This is a genomic window from Mesorhizobium yinganensis, from assembly GCF_040081985.1.
Taxonomy (GTDB): domain Bacteria; phylum Pseudomonadota; class Alphaproteobacteria; order Rhizobiales; family Rhizobiaceae; genus Kumtagia; species Kumtagia yinganensis.
On sequence record NZ_JBEBMH010000003.1, the window covers coordinates 357156 to 375455 of the forward strand.

Below are 18300 nucleotides of genomic sequence, written 5' to 3' on the forward strand. Positions count from 1 at the left end.
GGATCTCATTCGGCGATTGGGGTGAAAGGCGCCGGGATACTTTCCTGGGGGCCGTCGGCGCCGGCCGCCTCGCGTTGGCGGTTGTCTATGTCGGCGGCGATCATGTCGGTGACGAGTTTCACCGTCACTTCCTTCCTCAACCTTGGAAAATCGAAACCGGCGTCGTCGGTGGTGATCTGGCCGGCGCCGAGCGGCAGACTCTCTCGCCACACGACCTTTTGCGACAGCAGCTTGTTGCGGGCTTGCTCCGAGCCGGAATAATAAAAATTGGCCGATATCTGGATGTTCTGATCGCCCGGACTGGCAAGGAACGGTATGAGCGCGACAATGGATTCGCCATAGCGCAGGGACGGAACCGGCACGCCATTTACGGATATTTCGGGGACGTAGTCCGTCAGCCTGCCTATGCCATCGCCCTGGTCGCGGAAGATCAGCCGGGCGTATTTTTTCTCGATCTGGAAAGCGTCGCGGATATCGGCCGACTTTTCAACGATGCCTATTCCGACGGCGAAGGCCAGTATACCGGCGCCACCGGCGACGCCGATCTTGTATTTCATCTCACCGGCGGTGGTCTCGAAATTGCCGGCGCCCTGGGTGCCGGTCCCGTAGAGCAGGATGGCGACGCCAACCACCACCAGCACGAAAGTGAAAGAGGCATGCGTGGTGCCCATGGTCAGGAACGCCGCAAGCAAGGCCGATGCCCCCACGAGCATGAAAAAGAACCCGCTCGACAGGAAATACCAGATGTCCTTGGTATTGGCGGCTGCGGCTTCCCTTTGCTTCAGCAATCGGTCAAGCAACACTTCTATGTTGGGCGAATCCGTTCCGGATGACTTTTCGCCCTTCGTCGTATTTGCCGAATCGCCACTGTCGTTGACAGGCTGGATTGTTCCATCCACCCCATCGGCAGGCTTGACCGTTCCGCTACCCGGATCGTCTGCCATGGCGCTCACCGCTGTCAGAATTGGCGGAAGGCTAGTCCCGTTCAAAAAATTCCGCAAGAACGCATATCGAAGACGACAAGTCTTGGTGAACGGCGCAACCGCCCAAGCCAAGCATATCGCTAATAATTCTATACCTTCTCCGACGGCAACTCTTTCCGCTTGATGCTGCGCTTGATCATGCCGATATCGGCGCCACCGATGGCGAAGACGGTGACGAAATAAAGCGCCATCGCACCGGCCACCATGCAGCCGAGCACCACGGCCTGTTCGTAGAAGGGCGAGCCGGGACCGAGGCTGCCGGAGAACCAACGCGCGGCAAAGTAGAGCGCGCCCGCCATCACCGCCGAGGCGACGATCAGGCGCGGGATGCGTTTCAGCAGGCCTGCGTCGCGGCCCCAATGGCCCCGCCGCACCAGCACGCCGAGCAGCAGCGCGGCATTGATCCAGCCGGCTATGGCCGAGGCGGTGGCTATGCCGGCGCCGCCCATCGACGGGAACAGCGTCAGCGCCACGGCGACGTTCACCGCCACCGAGATCGCGGCAAAGATCATCGGCGTACGTGTGTCCTCGCGGGCGAAATAGCCCGGCGTGAACGCCTTGATCAGCACGAAGGCCGGCAGGCCGAGGCCGAATATGGCGAGTATGGCCGAGACTGTCGGCGTGCCGTTGGTGGCGGCGAAGGCGCCGCGTTCGTAGAGCAGGCGCACGATCGGCTCGGAGACGACCAGCAGCGCGGCTGCGGCCGGCAGCGTCAGGAACAGCGTGAATTCGACAGAGCGGTTCTGCAGGTTGGACGCTTCCTGAAGGTTTCCCGCCTTGAGCGCGCGCGCGAGTTCCGGCAGGAGCACGATCGCCACCGCGATGCCGACTACGCCCAGCGGCAGTTGGTAGACGCGGTCGGCGTAGGCGAGCGAGGAGACGGCGCTTTCCTTGCCCGAAGCGATCGCCGTGCCGATCAGCTGGTTGATCTGGGTGATGCCGCCGGTGATAGCCGCCGGGAAGGCCAGCACCAGCAGGCGCTTGACATTCGGCGTGAAATGCGGACGGCGGAAGCCGATCGACACGCCGGCGTGACGCACGGCGACCCAGACGATCGCGAGTTGCACGAGCCCGGCGGCCAGCACGCCCCATGCGAGCGCATAGCCTATGTCCAGCCCGCTCATGCCCTCATGCCAGGCATAGCCGAGCACGCCGATCAGGATGATGTTGAGGAAGACAGGGGCGACGGCCGCCGCGAAATAGCGGCGCAGCGAATTCAGCATGCCGGCCATCATCGCCGCCAGCGACATGCACATGAGATACGGGAACATGATGGTCGCCAGCGCGACCGTGAGGTCGTGTTTTTCCGGATTGTCGGAAAAGCCGGGCGCCACCACGGTCGACACAAGAAGCGGCATCGCCAGTTCCATCAGGATGGTCAGGGCCACCAGCGTGGTGAACAGCACGCCGAACACTTCTTCCGAAAGGCGCTTCGCGCCGTCTATGCCGCCGGCCTCGATCTCCTTGGCGAACAGCGGCACGAAGGCGGCGTTGAACGCACCCTCGGCAAACAGCCGGCGAAAGGTGTTGGGAAACTGGAAGGCGGCATTGAAGGCGTCGGCGATCGGCCCGGTGCCGAGAGCGGCCGCCATCAGCATCTCGCGCGCAAAACCCAGCATCCGGCTCATCAGCGTGCCGGAGGCGACGGTGGCGAATTTTTTGACCAGGCTCATTTTCCCCTCCCCCTTGAGGGGAGCGTGGCCGCGAAGCGGCCGGGTGGAGTCGTTGCGGCAGTGCTCGACTTACTGGCGGTGCCTTCTGAGGTTACCCCCTCTGTCGCCTTCGGCGACATCTCCCCCGCAAGGGGGGAGAGGGCGTCGGCGCTACCGCTCCTCATTCCGCCGCGGCCCGCTCATCCGCCTTGGCGGCTGCTTTGGCCGGCTTGCCCTCCAGCGTGGCCGCCAGCGCCGTGCGGATCGCCTGGAGTTTCATCGGATTCTCGATCTTCGCGCCGGTCAGGTCGCTGACGTAAAACGTGTCGATCACCTTCTCGCCGAAGGTGGTGATGTGGGCCGACGCGATGTCGAGCGACAGGTCCGACAGCGTGCCGGTGATCTCCGAAAGCAGACCCGGCCGGTCGAGACACGAGACCTCGATGACGGAAAGCCGGTTCGACAGCGTGTTGCGGATGTCGACGCGCGGCTCGATGCGGAACGCCTTCGATCCACGCTTCGGTTTGGCGCGCTTGGCGATGATCTCCGGCAGCCAGCTTTTTCCCGACAGAACGTCCTCGATCAGCCCGCCGACACGTTCCGCCCGACGCTGCTCGTCCTCGTCGCGGTCGAACTCGCGCGAAATCAGGATGGTGTCGAGCGCCCGTCCGTCGGATGTGGTGAAGATCTGCGCGTCGACGATGTTGGCGCCGGCCGCCGCACAGGCGCCGGCAATCACCGACAGCAGGCGCGGATGGTCCTGGGCGAGAACGGTGATCTCCGTCACCGCCTCGAAGCCGTGGGTCTTGACCATGGTGGCGAGCTTCTTGCCGGACTGGTCGGCGGCGCGGATGAATTCGGCATGCCGTATCTGATCGTCAAGGGCGACGGCGAGCAGGTAGTTCTCGTAATGCAGCTTGACCAGCTTTGCGCGAGCCTTTTCCGGCCAGCCCGAGAGCGCTTCAGCCAGCCGGTCGCGCGCTGTCTGCGCCCGCAGCGAGCGCGAGACTTCGGAGAAGCCGCCGGTGAGCAGCAATTCGGTCTCGTAATAGAGGGTGCGCAGCAACTGCCCCTTCCAGCCGTTCCACACGCCGGGGCCGACACCGCGTATGTCGCAGATGGTGAGGATAAGCAGCAGCTTCAGCCGCTCGACCGACTGCACCACGTCGGCGAAGTCGCTGATGGTCTTGCGGTCGTTGAGATCGCGCGTCTGCGCTGTCATCGACATCAGCAGATGGTTTTCAACCAGCCAGGCGACCGTCGCAGAGTCTTCCGGCGACAGACCCATATGCGGGCAGATGCGCCGCGCAATTTTTGCGCCCGCTTCGGAATGATCCTCGGGACGGCCCTTGGCGATGTCGTGCAGGAGCACCGCGACATAGAGCACCTCGCGCTGCCCGATCAGGCCCGGCATCAGCTTGTGCGACAGCGGATGCAGTTTTTCGCCGTCGCCACGCTCGATCTCGGACAGCACGCCGATGCAACGCAGCAGGTGCTCGTCGACCGTATAGTGATGATACATGGAGAACTGCATCATCGCGACGATGCGGCCGAATTCCGGGATCAGCTTGCCAAGCAGGCCGGCCTCGTTCATCCGCCGAAGGTTCAGCTCCGGATTGCGGTCCGAGGTCAATATGTCGAGGAAGATGCGGTTGGCCTCGGGGTCGCGGCGCAGCCCTTTTCCGACGAGGTCGAGCGAGCGGCGCAAAAGCTTCAGTGCATCGGGGTGGTATTCCAGCCCGTGGCGGTCGGCGAACCAGAACAGGCGCAGCAGATTGACGGGGTCGCGCGTGAAAACATCCGGGTCGGCTACGTTGATGCGGTGGTTGTCGACGATGAAGTCGCCGGTGCCGGCGAGCTTGCGCTTGCGCCGCGAAAAGCTCTGGAAGATGCGGTTGAAGCCCGGCACGTGCTTGGCCTGCTCCTCCTCAAGTGCGGCGCAGAAGATGCGGGTCAGGTCGCCGACGTCCTTGGCGATCAGGAAGTAGTGCTTCATGAAGCGCTCGACGGCCGACATGCCGGGATGGCTGGTGTAGCCGAGCCGTTCGGCGATATCGCGCTGTATGTCGAAATGCAGCCGTTCCTCGGCCTTGCCGGTGAGGAAATGCATGTGGCAGCGCACCGCCCACAAAAAATCCTCGCACTTCAGGAACTGGTTGTATTCGGCGCGGGTGAACACCCCGGCCTTCACCAGTTCCTCGCCGGAACGGACGCGATAAAAATACTTGGCGATCCAGAACAGCGTCTGCAGGTCGCGCAACCCGCCCTTGCCGTCCTTGATGTTGGGCTCGACCAGGTAGCGGCTTTCGCCGGCCTTGGCGTGGCGGTCGTCGCGCTCGCCGAGTTTCGCCTGCACATATTCGGGCCCGGTGTCCTTCACGACCTCACGGTCGAAGCGCGAAAGCAGCTCGTCGAACAGCGCCTGCTCGCCCCAGACGAAGCGCGCCTCGAGGATGGCTGTGCGGATCGTCGTGTCGGAGCGCGACAGGCGCACGCAGTCGTCGATGTTGCGGGTGGCATGGCCGACCTTAAGGCCGAGGTCCCACAGCATGTAGAGCATGTATTCGACGATCTGCTCGCCCCACGGCGTCTGCTTGTAGGGGAGCAGGAACAAGAGGTCGATGTCGGACCCCGGCGCCAGCGTGCCGCGTCCGTAGCCGCCGACCGCGACGATCGCCATGCGCTCGGCCGAGGACGGATTCTTGGCGCGATAGACGTGGGTGGCGGCGAAATCGTAGAGGACGCGGATCACCTCGTCCATCAGGTGCGACAGCCGCTGCGCGCAGGCCGTGCCGCTGCCGTCCTCCCTCAGCAGGCGCTCGGCGAGGCGTTTTCCGGCGGCGATGCGGTCCTTGAGCGCCGACAGCACCAGCGTGCGCACCGCAGCCGTCGAGCCGTCGCCCGAAGAGGGCGCGGTCAGCGCGGTCAGATCATGGCGAAGCTGGGTGGCGTCGACCAGCTCTTCCAGCTTCAGGGGCACTTTCGTCATCGGGCGGCGTGGTTTCTCGCGGCGGTCGCGGCGGTGTATAAACTGTTTTGGCAGAGGTGGGTATGGCCCGAAAGCATTGCGAGAGGCTGAAGAAAGCGGGCGAATGCGAGGCCTCCAAGCGCCGCATATCCCCTGTAGATGGGAAAACGGCACCGATCCATCCGTTGCCATTCTTCCAGCAAACCGGCTCTCGATCGATCGCGATTTCTAGGAGCTATTCGATCCTGCTCAATTCGTTGCGCAGGTCTTCTTCCAAGACATCGAGCGCCGGCACGATACCGCCGATACCCGGCACGGAGAACACTGTAACGAACTTGCCGTCATCCCGCAGTCGGGGAATAAGTTCGTCGAGGAGATCGTCGAGATCGATTTCGCTTGCTTCGAAATGCGACCATTCATCGGTCGCGCAAAGCTCGGCGTAGACTTTCTCCGGCCAGATCGGGAAAACGATGGTGCCGTCGTCATCGGTCTGGTGAAGAGCCCATCCGTCGGACCAAAGCCCCCAGACCAGACGCCTGTCCGCCGCCACCTTGATGAAATGAGAATATCTCTCCGGCGCAGGCAGAGACATTATGGCCTGGATTTTTTTCTGGTTCATCGCTTCGCCTGACAACAGGTTACGCCTCGTTTGCCCTGCATCCAACCGTCCGTGCTCATCTCTGGCAAGAGCCGGGCGACTTGGTGATAATTATTGCCACCCTTGCATTCTCCCCCCAAATCCCCGATATGAGCCATGGGAGGTTGGTGGTGGACGATCCACTCGCCAACCGGGTCAGGTCCGGAAGGAAGCAGCCCTAACGAGCCCGGAACGGGTCATTGTTCCAGCCTCCCGCCTTCCTTAAAACTTCGGCTTCTGCCGTCACGGCGTTGACGGAGCGATGTCGCGCGGGCGAAACTCGCGCTGATCGAAATGGCCCGAGCGGCCAGCGGAGACCGAGCAACGCATGAGCGACGCCGGACCAGAGCAGACGGGAAAAGCCGCCGCCTATCGCGTGCTGGCGCGAAAATACCGTCCCGCCGACTTTTCGGCGCTGATCGGCCAGGAGCCGATGGTGCGCACGCTCACCAACGCATTTTCATCAGGCCGCATCGCGCAGGCGTGGATGCTGACCGGCGTGCGCGGCGTCGGCAAGACCACCACCGCCCGCATCCTCGCCCGTGCCCTGAACTACAAGACCGACAGCGTCGACCAGCCCTCTGTCGACCTCACCATCCCCGGCCAGCACTGCCAGGCGATCATGGAAGGCCGGCATGTCGACGTGATCGAGATGGACGCCGCCTCCCACACCGGCATCGACGACATCCGCGAGATCATCGAGCAGGTGCGCTACGCGCCTGTCTCGGCCCGCTACAAGGTCTACATCATCGACGAGGTGCACATGCTCTCCACGCAGGCCTTCAACGGCCTGCTGAAGACGCTGGAGGAGCCGCCGCCGCACGTCAAATTCATCTTCGCCACCACCGAGATCCGCAAGGTGCCGATCACGGTGCTGTCGCGCTGCCAGCGTTTTGACCTGCGCCGCGTCGGCGCGGAGACGCTGGTCGCGCATCTTGGAAAAATCGCCCAGCTTGAGACGATCGAGGTCGAGGACGCGGCACTCGCCATGATCGCGCGGGCGGCGGAAGGCTCGGTGCGCGATTCGCTGTCGATCTTCGACCAGGCGATCGCCCACAGCGCCGGCGCGGTCACGGCCGAGACGGTGCGCGGCATGCTGGGGCTGGCCGACCGGGCGCGTGTCATCGACCTGTTCGAGCAGGTGATGAAGGGCGACATGGCTTCCGCCCTCGCCGAGTTCCGCGCCCAATACGACACCGGCGCCGACCCGGCGACGGTGCTGACCGATCTTGCCGAGTTCACGCATTTCGTCACGCGGCTGCGTTTCGTGCCCACTGCCGCGCAGGACGCCTCGCTGAGCGAGGACGAGCGCAAGCGCGGAGCCGCCTTCGCCGAGGCGCTGTCGGTCAAGGTGCTGTCGCGTGCATGGCAGATGCTGCTGAAGGGTATTCCGGAGGTGCAGTCGTCGAACCGGCCCGTCGCCGCCGCCGAAATGGTGCTGATCCGGCTGGCGCATGCCGCCGACCTGCCGACGCTGGACGAGGCGATGAAGCTTTTGGACGGCGCAGCGCCTTCCGCCGGCAATGGCGGAGGACCGCGTCCGTCCGCCCCCTCCGGCGGACCTGCCATGGCGCGGGCGGCCGCGCCGGTCGCCGCTGCCGCGATGCCGCAGCCGCGCATGGCAGCGGCCGGCGGTCCCGTCGCCCGGCTGGTCGTGCGCGAGGACACGCCGCAGCAGCCGGCGCCCTCGGCCCAGATGGAAGCCTCCCCGGAGGCGTGGCAGGAGCCGGTCGCCGACGCCGTCCCCGTGCGCTCGCTGGCCGATATCGCCGCGCTCGCCGACGCCAACCGCGACATGACCCTCAAGGTGCTGCTGAAGCGCTGCGTGCGTCCGGTGCGCATCGAGCCCGGCCGGCTCGACGTGGCGCTGACGGCGGATGCGCCGAAGACCTTGCTCAACGACCTCAGCACCAAGCTGAAAAGCTGGACGAACCGCCACTGGCTGGTGTCGCTGTCGCGCGAGGAAGGCGGTAAAACGCTGGCCGAGGAAGAGGCGGCGCGGCGCGAGACGGCTTTTTTGGACGCCAGCCAGGAGCCGGCGGTCGCAGCGATACTGGCGCGCTTTCCCGGCGCCAAGGTCATCGACGTGCGCATTCCCAACGCCCAGGAACTGCCGGACACCGGCGGCGACGCGGACATTTCCCCCGACCCGACGGTCGAAGACGACGAGAACTGAAAGGATTTCCATCATGAAGGATCTGCTCGGCCTGATGGGCAAGGCGAAGGAGATGCAGGCCAAATTCCAGGCCATGCAGGACGAGATCGCCGAGATGGAATCCACCGGCCAGGCCGGCGGCGGGCTCGTTCAGGTGACCATCACCGGCAAGTTCGAGATGAAATCGCTGAAGATCGACCCGTCGCTGTTCAAGGAGGACGAGGTCGAGATTCTCGAAGACCTGATTCTCGCCGCCCACAACGACGCCAAGGCCAAGGTCGAGGCGGCGATGAAGGACAAGACCGCGGCGCTGACCGCCGGCCTGCCGCTGCCTCCCGGCTTCAAGCTGCCCTTCTGAGGCTTTAATCGGCCCCCGATCCGGCCCGATTCGTGCAGAAAATCAACATCTCGCTTGCCCGGAACCGGATGCGACGGTTTTCCGGCCTTTGTGGTTAACTTTATTTAAATTGTTGAAATAGAAAAGGAAAGCTGACGTTCACGAGCGTCTGGCGAGACCGTTCCGGCTTGCCGATCACGATTTGGAAACGCAAAAGTCATCATTTCGCCCGAAAGTTTCACAGTGTTGTTACAAGCACACACAGCCGCCGGAGCGATTATGAGGGCATGTCAGTGAGTGCGCTGCGGCGCGCATCGGCCATAGTTACGGCCGTAATTCTCCCCCTGCTGGTTTCCGCCTGCAGCCAGACTTCCGATTTCGCCGGTGGCATGAGATCGATGGTGATGCCGGGCGGTTCGCACGGCTACTCCGCCCGAGACAAGGAATGCCTGATGCGGGCGATGTTCTTCGAGAGCAATCGCTCCAGCCGCGACGGGTTGGTCGCCGTCGGCACCGTCGTGATGAACCGGGTGCGCTCCGGCAAATATGGCGACACCATCTGCGAGGTGGTCGGCCAGCCGCGCCAGTTCGCGCCAGGCGTGATGACCCGCAAGATGAACTCCAAGGCCCTGCCGGATGTCGAGGCCGCCGCCGACGCGGTGCTGAAGGGCGAGCGGCATCCGAAGGTGAAGAACTCCATGTTCTTCCACACGGCCGGGCTGAAATTCCCCTACAAAAACATGCACTACACCGTGGTTGCCGGCGGCAACGCCTTCTACGAGAAGCGCAACCGCAATGGCGACCCCGTCGTGCTGCCGCCGGAAAAAGCCCAGCCGGTGATCATGGTCGCCCAGGCCAATGTCAAGCCGGTGACGACAGCGCGGACATCGGTGAGTGAACGCTCCACTGCGATGATGAGTTCGCGCGGCGGCGACGCGCAGGTTGCCGTGGCCCGTGTGGCGCCGCGGCCGGCCACGACGCCAGCGCCCGCCGCCGAACCGGTCGCCGTCGCGATGCAGCCCGCGGAAACGCCCGCGCTGCCGGCTGCCACGCCGCAAGCGGAACCGACGGTCGTAGCCATGGCGATCGACGGGCCCTCCCCTTCGGCAGGGACAAATGCGGCGGCACCATTCCCTAATGCGCCGGCTCCCGCCGACCCGGTGCTGCCCGCGGTGACGGATGCCGTGCCGACTTCTGAACGGAAAGTCGCCGAGGCGGCGCGCGCCGACGGCTGGACGACCGGCGCTCCGGCGCTTGCCGCCTCGCAGCCCGCGCCAATACCCGAACCGGCGACCGCGACAGCCGTGTCCTATGATGTCGATCCCGGCGATGCCGACGCTATCGGAGCCATGATCTTCAGCCAGGACCGGCCGGTGATGGGTTTTAACTGATTCGGCAGGACTGCTTCGCCTGACGTGTTATCACCCAATATCAAAAAACCGGGCCAAAAGCCCGGTTTTCTGCTTGCGACGTCCTTGTTGCCGAGACGGTTCGCGTAAGAATTCTCTATTCGACGATGACCTTGGCGCCGACGTCGGCCCGGTTGTAGAGGTCGATGACGTCCTGATTGAGCATGCGCACGCAGCCCGACGACATCGCCTTGCCGATTGACCACCATTCCGGCGTGCCGTGCAGCCGGTATCCGGTGTCGCCGCCCTTGTTGTAGAGGTAGAGCGCGCGCGCGCCGAGTGCGTTGCCCGGCCCGCCGGGCATGCCGCCGCGCCATTTCGCGAGTTCGGGCTGGCGGCGGATCATCTCGGAAGGCGGTGTCCACACCGGCCATTCGCGCTTCAGCGCGACGCGCGACGTGCCCTTCCACTCAAAACCCTCGCGCCCGACCCCGATGCCGTAACGCACGGCGCGCCCGTCCGGAAGCACGAAATATAGATACTTTGCGCCCGTATCGATGATGATCGTGCCCGGCGCCTCGTCTGTCGGGTAGCGGACAATCTGCCGGCGGTATTTTGCCGGCACCTTGTAGATCGGGATCGCCGGCACGCTGTAGCCGGCATCGGTGCGGGCACTGTAGTCCGCGACGGAAAACATCTCGAAGGAACCGATCGAGCTGCAGCCTGTCAGCGCAGTCGACAGGGCCAAGCCCGCCAGCACCGTAAGGGTCTTTAACCGCATGAAGAGATCGTTGCTCCCTTGGTGACGATCCCCGCCTGATTCGGCGGCGTGTTCGACAACTTCTACTAGGAAGCTTTGTGCATGGCTGCCAAGCACCGTGTGGCTGGGATGCCGCAGCAACGCGCAGGTCTGCGGCCTGATATGGTATTTTTGCAACAATACTTCACGCTTCCGTGAGTTTTTGGGGCGTTGTTGGCCTTTCGCACATTCACGGCGTCACAATCGCAACGCTTTCGGTCACCCCCTTGCGGCATCGTTCCGGTTTTGTACTATTAGCCATGCCGATCATCTCGCCCCTGCCTCAGAATCCGCTGATCGACGGACGTCAGTCCGAACGGGCGCTGCGGGTTAGGCGCGGCGTGCAGCGCCTGCTGATGGAGATGGGGGCGCATGTCCTGCCGGAGATTTCGCTGGCCACCGGCCGCCGCGCCGACCTCGTCGCGCTGACCCGGCAGGGTGACATCTGGATCATCGAGATCAAATCCTCGGTCGAGGATTTTCGGGTCGACCGCAAATGGCCGGAATACCGCCTGCACTCCGACCGCTTCTTCTTCGCCACACACCCGGACGTGCCTGCGGCGATTTTCCCCGAGGACTGCGGCTTCATCCTATCGGACGGCTACGGCGCCGAGATACTTCGCGACGCCCCCGAGCACCGGCTGGCGGCGGCAACGCGCAAGGCATTGATGCTGCGCATCGCCCGGGCGGGTGCGGCCCGCCTGCTCGCCGCTGAACTCGCCGGCGTCGCCGTGCCAGCGCTGGAGGGCGAGAGCGAGTAGGTCAGAGCCTGCCCTGTCCCATCCGGGTCATATCCGGCATTCGGCCGGGGTGAAGAGATCGATGGCGGCGCCGACCACATCCCAGGGCGCGCTGATCGTTGGTTCGGCCTTGGCACGCAGCAGGGCCTTGAGCCTGGCAAATGCGTTTTGTATCGGATTGAAGTCGGAGTCGTAGGGTAGCTGGAGGCGGAGAGGCCGACTCCCCGCCTTTACTGCAAATCACCCTCGCAGGACACCGCCGGTCTGCTTCCTGACATTGTCGACGATGCGACCGGCCAGCGCCTCGAAATCCTCGTCGGTGAGCGTGCGCTCGGCCGGCTGGATGGCGACCTCGATCGCTATCGATTTCTTGCCCTCGCCCAATGCCGCACCTTCGAAAATGTCAAAGACCGAGACGCCGGTGATCAGTTTCTTGTCGGCGGCGCTCGCCGCACGGACGATCGTGCCGGCTTCGACGCCACGGTCGACGACGAAGGCGAAATCGCGCTTCACCGCCTGGAAGGCGGAAAGCTCCAGCTTCGGTTTTGTGCGGGTTGGCTTGGCCTTCGGTTCCGGTATGGCGTCGACGAACACCTCGAAGCCGCAGAGCGGACCGGACACGTCGAGCGTTTCCAGCGTCTTCGGATGGAACTCGCCGAACGTGCCGAGCACAGTTTTCGGACCGAGTTTTATCAAGCCCGATCGGCCGGGGTGATACCAGCCCGGTGCGCCGGCCTCGACCTGCAGCTTGTCGACCGGCGCGCCGCAGGCCTCAAGGGCTGCGATGGCGTCGGCCTTGGCGTCGAAGACGCCGACCGGCTGCGCGTTGCCGGACCAGTTGCGGCCCGCGCCGTCGAGCTTTGCCGTGCCGCGCCTGATACCGGCGGCGACGCGGCGCTGATCCGACGGCGTGTCGCCCTCATAGGTGCCCGACACTTCGAACAAAGCGACGTCGCCAAAGCCCCGGTCGGCATTGCGCTGGGCGGCGGCGATCAGGCCGGGCAGCAGGGAGGGCCGCATGTCCGACATGTCGGCGGCGATCGGGTTCACCAGCTTCAGCTCGGGCTTGCCGCCGCCAAAAACCTCGGCGTGCTTTTGCGGGATGAACGACCAGGTGACGGCCTCCATCATGCCGCGCACGGCGAGCGCGCGTTTGGCCGCGCGGCTGCGGATCTGCAGCGTCGTCAGGATTTTTCCGTTCACGGCCTCGTGGTTCGCCATCGGCTGCGGCCTGATTTCATCGACGCCGTGCATGCGCATGACTTCTTCGACCAGATCGGCCTTGCCGTCGACATCCGGCCGCCAGGATGGGACGGCCACGTCGACGACATCGCCGTCTCCTTTCACGGAAAAGCCAAGGCGGGTGAGGATGTCGAGGCTCTCCGCTTTCGGCACGTCGAGCCCGGTCAGGCGCTTCACCTCCAAGACGGGGAAGGAGACGGTTTTCGGCGTGTGGCCGGCATAGCCGACGATTTCCGCCTCGGTCGGCGTGCCGCCGCAGAGGTCGAGAACCATCTTCGTCGCCAGTTCAAGGCCGGGAACCATGAATTCCGGATCGACGCCGCGCTCGAAGCGGTAGCGCGCGTCGGTGATGATGCCCAGCGTGCGGCCGGTGCGCGCGATGTTCAGCGGCGCCCAGAGCGCGGATTCGATCAGCACGTCGGTGGTGTTTTCATCGCAGCCGGAATGCTCGCCGCCCATGATGCCGGCGATCGATTCCACGCCCTTGCCGTCGGCGATGACGCACATGTCGGGAGTAAGCGTGTAAGGCCGTCCGTCCAGGGCCAGCACCATCTCGCCCTCGGCCGCACGGCGGACGACGAGATTGCCGGCGACCTTCTTCGCGTCGAACACGTGTAGCGGCCGGCCACGGTCGAAGGTCAGATAGTTGGTGATGTCGACCAGCGCGTTGATGGGGCGCAGGCCGATAGCAATCAGGCGCTGCTGCAGCCATTTCGGCGAGGGGCCGTTGTTGACACCGCGCACGAGGCGGAGCGCGAAGCCGGGGCAGAGGTCCGACGCTTCGATGGTCAGTTTTACGGGGCAGCCGCCTTCGCCGGCGACGGGCTCGATTGGAGCGTCCTTCAGCCGGCCGAGGCCGCTGGCGGCGAGGTCGCGGGCGATGCCGTGCACGCCGGTGGCGTCGGGATGGTTGGGCGTCAGGTTGATCTCGATGACCGGGTCGTCGAGTTTTGCCCAATGCGCGTAGGGTGTTCCGACCGGCGCGTCGGCGGGCAGTTCGATGATGCCATCATGTGCGTCGGAAAGTTCGAGCTCGCGTTCCGAGCACATCATGCCGCGACTCTCGACGCCCCTGATCTTGCCGACGCCAAGCGTGATGCCGGTGCCGGGGATATAGGCGCCCGGCGCGGCGAAGGCGCCGACCAGGCCGGCGCGCGCGTTGGGCGCGCCGCAGACCACCTGCACCGGAGCCTTGCCATCGCCGGTGTCGACCATCAACACGCGCAGCTTGTCGGCGTCCGGGTGCTTTTCCGCCGTGAGCACCTTGGCGATCACGAAGGGTTTCAGGCCGGCCTTGTCGTCGACCGACTCGACTTCGAGCCCGATCGAGGTCAGCCGCGCGACGATCTCTTCGAGAGAGGCGTCGGTGTCGAGATGGTCTTTCAGCCAGGAGAGGGTGAGTTTCATTATGTTCCGTCCGGTCTTTGAACGCTGCTTCTGTCGTGGCGCGGCAGGCCGTCCGGCATGTGGACGAAAGGCAGTTGCGAGCGCACGTAGGAATGGTGGGTCGGGTGGTAGAGCGCGGGCTGGTCCATCGCACCGAGCATGAAATAGATGCGGTCGCCGATGCGGGCGTCCGTGTAGGCGATCGGCGCGCCGCAAGTGCCGCAGAAGCTGCGGGCGACCGGGCCGTTGCTGAAACGGGCGGCCTCGCCGTGCATGGTCACCTCGTTCGCCATGAAGCCGACAAAGGCCGCGACCGGCGCGCCGGACGCATGCCGGCAGTCGTCGCAATGGCAATAGCTGACATGGTGCGGCTCGGCTCTCGCCTCGAACCGCACCGCGCCACAGCGGCAACCGCCGGCGTGATTGCTTGCGTCGGACATGGTTTTTTCGAAACCAGCTTATTCGGCTGCGACCGACGGCGGCACCGCGCCATCCGCCTTCCTGCCCAGAAACATGCTCTTGACTGAAATGCCTTCATCCACGGCGGGCCACCAGATTCCCTCGTACATCAGTTCGATGCGATTGAGCTCGGCCTCGTTCAACGCGCCCAGGAACGGATACCACCAAAGGGGCGTGGCGATGGAGCGGCCATCGGCAAGGCTGACATGCACTTCATCACCCGTGCACCACGCCTTGACCGGTCGCATTTCGTCAGTCTCAAAGGCCAAAGAAGTCATTCCAGGCACCTATCCAATCATCCCGGTGCTCGCCAACGACCTCGAGCAGCCGTCCGACTTCCCGGTCATTGTAACCTCTGTTCTGCGCAACCTCCAAGCTTTGCAGCCATACCTTCAAAGACTTGCCATCCTTGACGACATGGACGTGCGGCGGCTCGTCAATGTCGAGCGCATAGAAGCGAAACTTGTGACCCTGCCAGACCAGCAACGTCGGCATCGTCTAGCTGCTCAACCCTCCGAACAATGTCGGCAGGTCGAGCGGCCTGAACCCGTAATGCGACAGCCAGCGCACGTCGGCGTCGAAGAAGGCGCGCAGGTCCGGCATGCCATATTTCAGCATGGCGATGCGGTCGATGCCCATGCCCCAGGCGAAACCCTGGTATTCGTCGGGATCGAGCCCGCCATGGCGCAGAACGTTGGGATGCACCATGCCGCAGCCCAGAATCTCCATCCAGTCGCTGCCCTCGCCGAAGCGGACCTCGCCCGGCCGCGAACGGTCGCACTGGATGTCGACTTCCAGCGACGGCTCGGTGAAGGGGAAGAAGGAAGGGCGGAAGCGCATCTTGACCTGCGGCACCTCGAAGAACGCCTTACAGAACTCTTCCAGTACCCACTTCATGTTGGCGACATTGGCTGACTTGTCGATCACCAAGCCCTCGACCTGATGGAACATCGGCGAGTGAGTGGCATCGCTGTCCTGCCGGTAGGTTTTTCCGGGAATGACGATGCGGATCGGCGGTTTTTGCGCTTCCATGGTGCGGATCTGCACGGGCGAGGTGTGGGTGCGCAGCACCTTTCGTTCGCCATTGGCATCCGGCGGCAGGAAGAAGGTGTCGTGCATCTCGCGGGCGGGATGGCCGACGGGGAAATTGAGCGCCGTGAAATTGTAATGGTCGGTCTCGATGTCCGGACCTTCGGCGACCGAAAAGCCCATGTCGGCGAAGATTGCGGTGATCTCGTCGATGACCTGGCTGATCGGATGGATGCGGCCGCGCTCGGCCGGCGACTGGCGGACGGGGAGCGTCACGTCGACCTTTTCAGCGGCGAGGCGGGCGGCGATCGCCACGTCCCTGAGCTCGGCCTTGCGGGCGGCGAGCGCGTCGGTGACGCGGTTCTTCAGGCCGTTGAGCGCCGGTCCCATCGACTGGCGCTCCTCCGGGCTCATCGCGCCCAGCGTCTTCATGCGCTCGGAGATCGAGCCTTTCTTGCCGAGGGCGGCGACGCGCACGGCCTCGATCGCCTGTTCGTCGGAAGCCGCGGCGATGTCGGCAAGCAGGGCGCTTTCCAGCGTTTCAATGTTCGAAGCTGCGACGTTCACGGTCAAACTCACGGTTCAAAGTTGATTTTCACGTTGGAAGTGAAAGCCGGGCAAAAGAAAAACCCGCGCCAGCCCTGCCAGCGCGGGTTTCCCAAATCAGAATTTCGAAAGCTTGGGAAGGCGCTGGTTAGGCTACAGCGCTCTCAAAAGCGTTCGGCGTGGTGTTCTTCAGGTATTCCAACGCAACCTTGGCCTTGCCAACCAGCGCGGCGAAAGCCTGCGGCTCGTGGATCGCCATGTCGGACAGCACCTTGCGGTCGATCTCGATGCCGGCCTTGTTGAGGCCGTCGATGAAGCGGCCATAGGTCAGGCCATGCTCGTGGACAGCGGCGTTGATGCGCTGGATCCAGAGTGCGCGGAAGTTACGCTTGCGCACCTTGCGGTCGCGGTAAGCGTACTGCATCGACTTTTCGACCGCCTGCTTGGCGATGCGAATGGTGTTCTTGCGGCGGCCGTAGAAGCCCTTTGCGGCGTCGAGGACCTTCTTGTGCTTGGCGTGGGCGGTGACGCCTCTCTTTACGCGTGCCATGTCATGATCTCCTTATTCGTTCCGGGCTCAGAGTCCGCCGCCATTGGGCAGAAAATTCTTCACGACCTTCTCGCCGTCGGCCTTGAACAGAACCATCGTGCCGCGCGCGTCGCGGATGAACTTGTTGGAACGCTTGATCATGCCATGCCGCTTGCCGGCGGCAGCGGCCAGCACCTTGCCGGTGCCGGTGATCTTGAACCGCTTCTTGGCGGCCGATTTGGTCTTCATCTTGGGCATTTTGCTACTCCTATGCGGGGCTTCAACCACCCCTATTTTTTTGAGGTCCCCGTCGTGCCTACGGCACTCCGCGCCTCTTGTTTTTCGTTTCCGAAACCGACCAAAGTCCGGAAAGCAAATGAAACCGCCACGGCATGCCCTGCCGGGCGGTTTTTTCAGAACGCGGCCTTATAGCGATGAGCGGGAAAAAGCGCAACGGGTGGCGCGCAGGCTTTTTCGCCTATTTCGAACCGCCCTTACGGTTCGCCAGATGCGGAAGGACCAGCGAAATCGCCGCGCCTGCCAATGCCGAGACAATCACCAACAGATGCGCGTTGATGCCGGCCTTGGCAAGTGCTGCTAGGGTCGCGCCATCCTTGCCTGCGCCGAAGACGGCGGCGCCCGCCGCTATGCCGGCCGGATAGGTGCCGACCCCCCCCGGCGCGTGTACCGGCAGCACGGAAGACAGCTCTCCGCCCAGCGCGCCGCCGAAACAGGCCGCCAGCGGCATGACGCCCATCAGCGCCAGCACCCAGGCAAGCACCAGCACCTTCACGCCCCAGTTCAGCACCGTCAGCGCCCAAGCGCGCACGAAACGCCCGAGGCCGCGCGGAATGCCATCGTCGATCTGATCGACAAGGTTCGCGAATTTTTCCGGCAGACGTTTTCGCGCCAGGACGATCATGGGATCGCGGATCGGGAAGACGGCCAGCGGCAGGACGAGAAACAAAAGCCACAGCAGCCAGGCCCAGAGGCGATACTCCGTTTCCGCCACCAGCCCGACGCCGGCCGCCGCCAGCAGCGCATGAAGGTCGAGCAGCCGCAGTACCAGCAGCGCCGAAGTTCCGTGGGCCAGCGGCACGCCGAACTCGGAACGCATCAAGAGCGGAAAGCTGGTCTCGCCGGTCCTGAGCGGCAGCATGATGTTGAGGATGTTGTGGACCTGCGTGACACGGAACAGCCGGACGAAGCGCCCTTTGGTCTCGTGCGGGAAATAGTCGTGGATGCGGTGGGCGCGCACGAAATAAGTCGCCACCAACAGGGCGAGCGCCAGCAGGATGGCGCCGATGCCAACCTCGCGCCAGGCGGCGAGGATCGAAGGCCAGCCCCACGCCCATTGCACGAAGGCGGCATAGAGCAAGATGACCGCGACTGTCAGCAGGACCGCTCGATTGCGCGCCAGCCAGCCGCTCCACCCCGTGGTTTCAGTCATTCACCGGCCCGCGATTGTCTAAAACCGGCCGCTGCTGTA

The 18300-nt window shown here is 64.1% G+C and carries 17 protein-coding genes, 1 other RNA gene and 1 pseudogene; 5 read left to right on the plus strand and 14 right to left on the minus strand.

Annotation, left to right across the window (positions count from 1 at the left end; translation table 11 throughout):
- Positions 1-5 precede the first annotated feature (5 nt).
- From ABMA59_RS08795 to ABMA59_RS08810, 4 genes are all read right to left on the minus strand, one after another.
- Positions 6-944, minus strand: coding sequence for a hypothetical protein (locus ABMA59_RS08795; RefSeq protein WP_349004961.1), 939 nt, complete (start codon positions 942-944; stop codon positions 6-8).
- A 128-nt stretch (positions 945-1072) separates the two neighbouring features.
- A complete protein-coding gene (gene murJ / locus ABMA59_RS08800) occupies positions 1073-2656 on the minus strand; it encodes a murein biosynthesis integral membrane protein MurJ (protein WP_349004962.1) in 1584 nt (527 codons plus the stop codon).
- A 160-nt stretch (positions 2657-2816) separates the two neighbouring features.
- Positions 2817-5624 carry a [protein-PII] uridylyltransferase gene (locus ABMA59_RS08805; RefSeq protein ID WP_349004963.1) on the minus strand — a complete coding sequence of 936 codons (2808 nt, stop codon included), beginning with the start codon at positions 5622-5624 and terminating at the stop codon, positions 2817-2819.
- Positions 5625-5838: 214 nt separating this feature from the next.
- Positions 5839-6222, minus strand: a complete 384-nt coding sequence (locus ABMA59_RS08810; RefSeq protein ID WP_349004964.1) for a DUF2750 domain-containing protein — start codon at positions 6220-6222, stop codon at positions 5839-5841.
- A 138-nt stretch (positions 6223-6360) separates the two neighbouring features.
- Between ABMA59_RS08810 and ffs the strand changes: the two genes are divergently transcribed.
- The 4 genes from ffs to ABMA59_RS08830 all read left to right on the plus strand — a co-directional run bounded on the left by ffs (position 6361) and on the right by ABMA59_RS08830 (position 10123).
- Positions 6361-6457, plus strand: an RNA gene (gene ffs, locus ABMA59_RS08815) — signal recognition particle sRNA small type.
- Positions 6458-6568: 111 nt separating this feature from the next.
- Complete coding sequence (locus ABMA59_RS08820; protein ID WP_349004965.1) at positions 6569-8416, plus strand: DNA polymerase III subunit gamma/tau; 1848 nt, start codon at positions 6569-6571, stop codon at positions 8414-8416.
- A gap of 13 nt (positions 8417-8429) precedes the next feature.
- A complete protein-coding gene (locus ABMA59_RS08825) occupies positions 8430-8753 on the plus strand; it encodes a YbaB/EbfC family nucleoid-associated protein (RefSeq protein ID WP_349004966.1) in 324 nt (107 codons plus the stop codon).
- 266 nt (positions 8754-9019) lie between these two features.
- The gene (locus tag ABMA59_RS08830) at positions 9020-10123 is read left to right on the plus strand and encodes a cell wall hydrolase (protein ID WP_349004967.1); all 1104 of its coding nucleotides are present in this window, start codon (positions 9020-9022) and stop codon (positions 10121-10123) included.
- 115 nt (positions 10124-10238) lie between these two features.
- Here the strand turns inward: ABMA59_RS08830 and ABMA59_RS08835 are convergent, their stop codons facing one another.
- The gene (locus ABMA59_RS08835; RefSeq protein WP_349004968.1) at positions 10239-10862 is read right to left on the minus strand and encodes a L,D-transpeptidase; all 624 of its coding nucleotides are present in this window, start codon (positions 10860-10862) and stop codon (positions 10239-10241) included.
- A gap of 278 nt (positions 10863-11140) precedes the next feature.
- Here ABMA59_RS08835 and ABMA59_RS08840 point away from each other — a divergent pair, with 278 nt between their 5' ends.
- Complete coding sequence (locus tag ABMA59_RS08840) at positions 11141-11641, plus strand: MmcB family DNA repair protein (protein ID WP_349004969.1); 501 nt, start codon at positions 11141-11143, stop codon at positions 11639-11641.
- Between the two features lie 27 nt (positions 11642-11668).
- On the opposite strand, the pseudogene ABMA59_RS08845 reads toward ABMA59_RS08840, so the two are convergent.
- The 9 genes and pseudogenes from ABMA59_RS08845 to ABMA59_RS08885 all read right to left on the minus strand — a co-directional run.
- A pseudogene (locus tag ABMA59_RS08845) lies at positions 11669-11818 on the minus strand (IS630 family transposase); the annotation flags it as partial.
- Positions 11819-11860: 42 nt separating this feature from the next.
- Positions 11861-14269, minus strand: coding sequence for a phenylalanine--tRNA ligase subunit beta (pheT, locus tag ABMA59_RS08850; RefSeq protein WP_349004970.1), 2409 nt, complete (start codon positions 14267-14269; stop codon positions 11861-11863).
- A complete protein-coding gene (locus ABMA59_RS08855) occupies positions 14269-14688 on the minus strand; it encodes a GFA family protein (RefSeq protein ID WP_349004971.1) in 420 nt (139 codons plus the stop codon). The genes pheT and ABMA59_RS08855 overlap by 1 nt, the downstream gene beginning before the upstream one ends.
- Positions 14689-14706: 18 nt before the next feature.
- The gene (locus ABMA59_RS08860) at positions 14707-14985 is read right to left on the minus strand and encodes a DUF2442 domain-containing protein (RefSeq protein ID WP_349004972.1); all 279 of its coding nucleotides are present in this window, start codon (positions 14983-14985) and stop codon (positions 14707-14709) included.
- Positions 14966-15202 carry a DUF4160 domain-containing protein gene (locus tag ABMA59_RS08865; RefSeq protein WP_349004973.1) on the minus strand — a complete coding sequence of 79 codons (237 nt, stop codon included), beginning with the start codon at positions 15200-15202 and terminating at the stop codon, positions 14966-14968. The genes ABMA59_RS08860 and ABMA59_RS08865 overlap by 20 nt, the downstream gene beginning before the upstream one ends.
- A gap of 3 nt (positions 15203-15205) precedes the next feature.
- Complete coding sequence (gene pheS / locus ABMA59_RS08870; protein WP_349004974.1) at positions 15206-16303, minus strand: phenylalanine--tRNA ligase subunit alpha; 1098 nt, start codon at positions 16301-16303, stop codon at positions 15206-15208.
- 127 nt (positions 16304-16430) lie between these two features.
- Positions 16431-16832 (minus strand): 50S ribosomal protein L20, encoded by a 402-nt coding sequence (gene rplT / locus ABMA59_RS08875; protein WP_349004975.1) that lies wholly within the window; start codon positions 16830-16832, stop codon positions 16431-16433.
- 27 nt (positions 16833-16859) lie between these two features.
- A complete protein-coding gene (gene rpmI / locus ABMA59_RS08880) occupies positions 16860-17069 on the minus strand; it encodes a 50S ribosomal protein L35 (RefSeq protein WP_349004976.1) in 210 nt (69 codons plus the stop codon).
- 220 nt (positions 17070-17289) lie between these two features.
- Entirely contained in the window at positions 17290-18261 is a 972-nt protein-coding gene (locus ABMA59_RS08885) for a lysylphosphatidylglycerol synthase domain-containing protein (protein ID WP_349004977.1), read from the minus strand.
- Between the last annotated feature and the right edge of the window lie 39 nt (positions 18262-18300).

Coding starts and splice junctions, on each gene's coding strand:
- ABMA59_RS08795 (WP_349004961.1), bottom strand. CDS start 944: ATGGCAGACGATCCGGGTAGCGGAACGGTCAAGCCTGCCGATGGGGTG.
- murJ (WP_349004962.1), bottom strand. CDS start 2,656: ATGAGCCTGGTCAAAAAATTCGCCACCGTCGCCTCCGGCACGCTGATG.
- ABMA59_RS08805 (WP_349004963.1), bottom strand. CDS start 5,624: ATGACGAAAGTGCCCCTGAAGCTGGAAGAGCTGGTCGACGCCACCCAG.
- ABMA59_RS08810 (WP_349004964.1), bottom strand. CDS start 6,222: ATGAACCAGAAAAAAATCCAGGCCATAATGTCTCTGCCTGCGCCGGAG.
- ABMA59_RS08820 (WP_349004965.1), top strand. CDS start 6,569: ATGAGCGACGCCGGACCAGAGCAGACGGGAAAAGCCGCCGCCTATCGC.
- ABMA59_RS08825 (WP_349004966.1), top strand. CDS start 8,430: ATGAAGGATCTGCTCGGCCTGATGGGCAAGGCGAAGGAGATGCAGGCC.
- ABMA59_RS08830 (WP_349004967.1), top strand. CDS start 9,020: ATGTCAGTGAGTGCGCTGCGGCGCGCATCGGCCATAGTTACGGCCGTA.
- ABMA59_RS08835 (WP_349004968.1), bottom strand. CDS start 10,862: ATGCGGTTAAAGACCCTTACGGTGCTGGCGGGCTTGGCCCTGTCGACT.
- ABMA59_RS08840 (WP_349004969.1), top strand. CDS start 11,141: ATGCCGATCATCTCGCCCCTGCCTCAGAATCCGCTGATCGACGGACGT.
- pheT (WP_349004970.1), bottom strand. CDS start 14,269: ATGAAACTCACCCTCTCCTGGCTGAAAGACCATCTCGACACCGACGCC.
- ABMA59_RS08855 (WP_349004971.1), bottom strand. CDS start 14,688: ATGTCCGACGCAAGCAATCACGCCGGCGGTTGCCGCTGTGGCGCGGTG.
- ABMA59_RS08860 (WP_349004972.1), bottom strand. CDS start 14,985: ATGACTTCTTTGGCCTTTGAGACTGACGAAATGCGACCGGTCAAGGCG.
- ABMA59_RS08865 (WP_349004973.1), bottom strand. CDS start 15,202: ATGCCGACGTTGCTGGTCTGGCAGGGTCACAAGTTTCGCTTCTATGCG.
- rplT (WP_349004975.1), bottom strand. CDS start 16,832: ATGGCACGCGTAAAGAGAGGCGTCACCGCCCACGCCAAGCACAAGAAG.
- rpmI (WP_349004976.1), bottom strand. CDS start 17,069: ATGCCCAAGATGAAGACCAAATCGGCCGCCAAGAAGCGGTTCAAGATC.
- ABMA59_RS08885 (WP_349004977.1), bottom strand. CDS start 18,261: ATGACTGAAACCACGGGGTGGAGCGGCTGGCTGGCGCGCAATCGAGCG.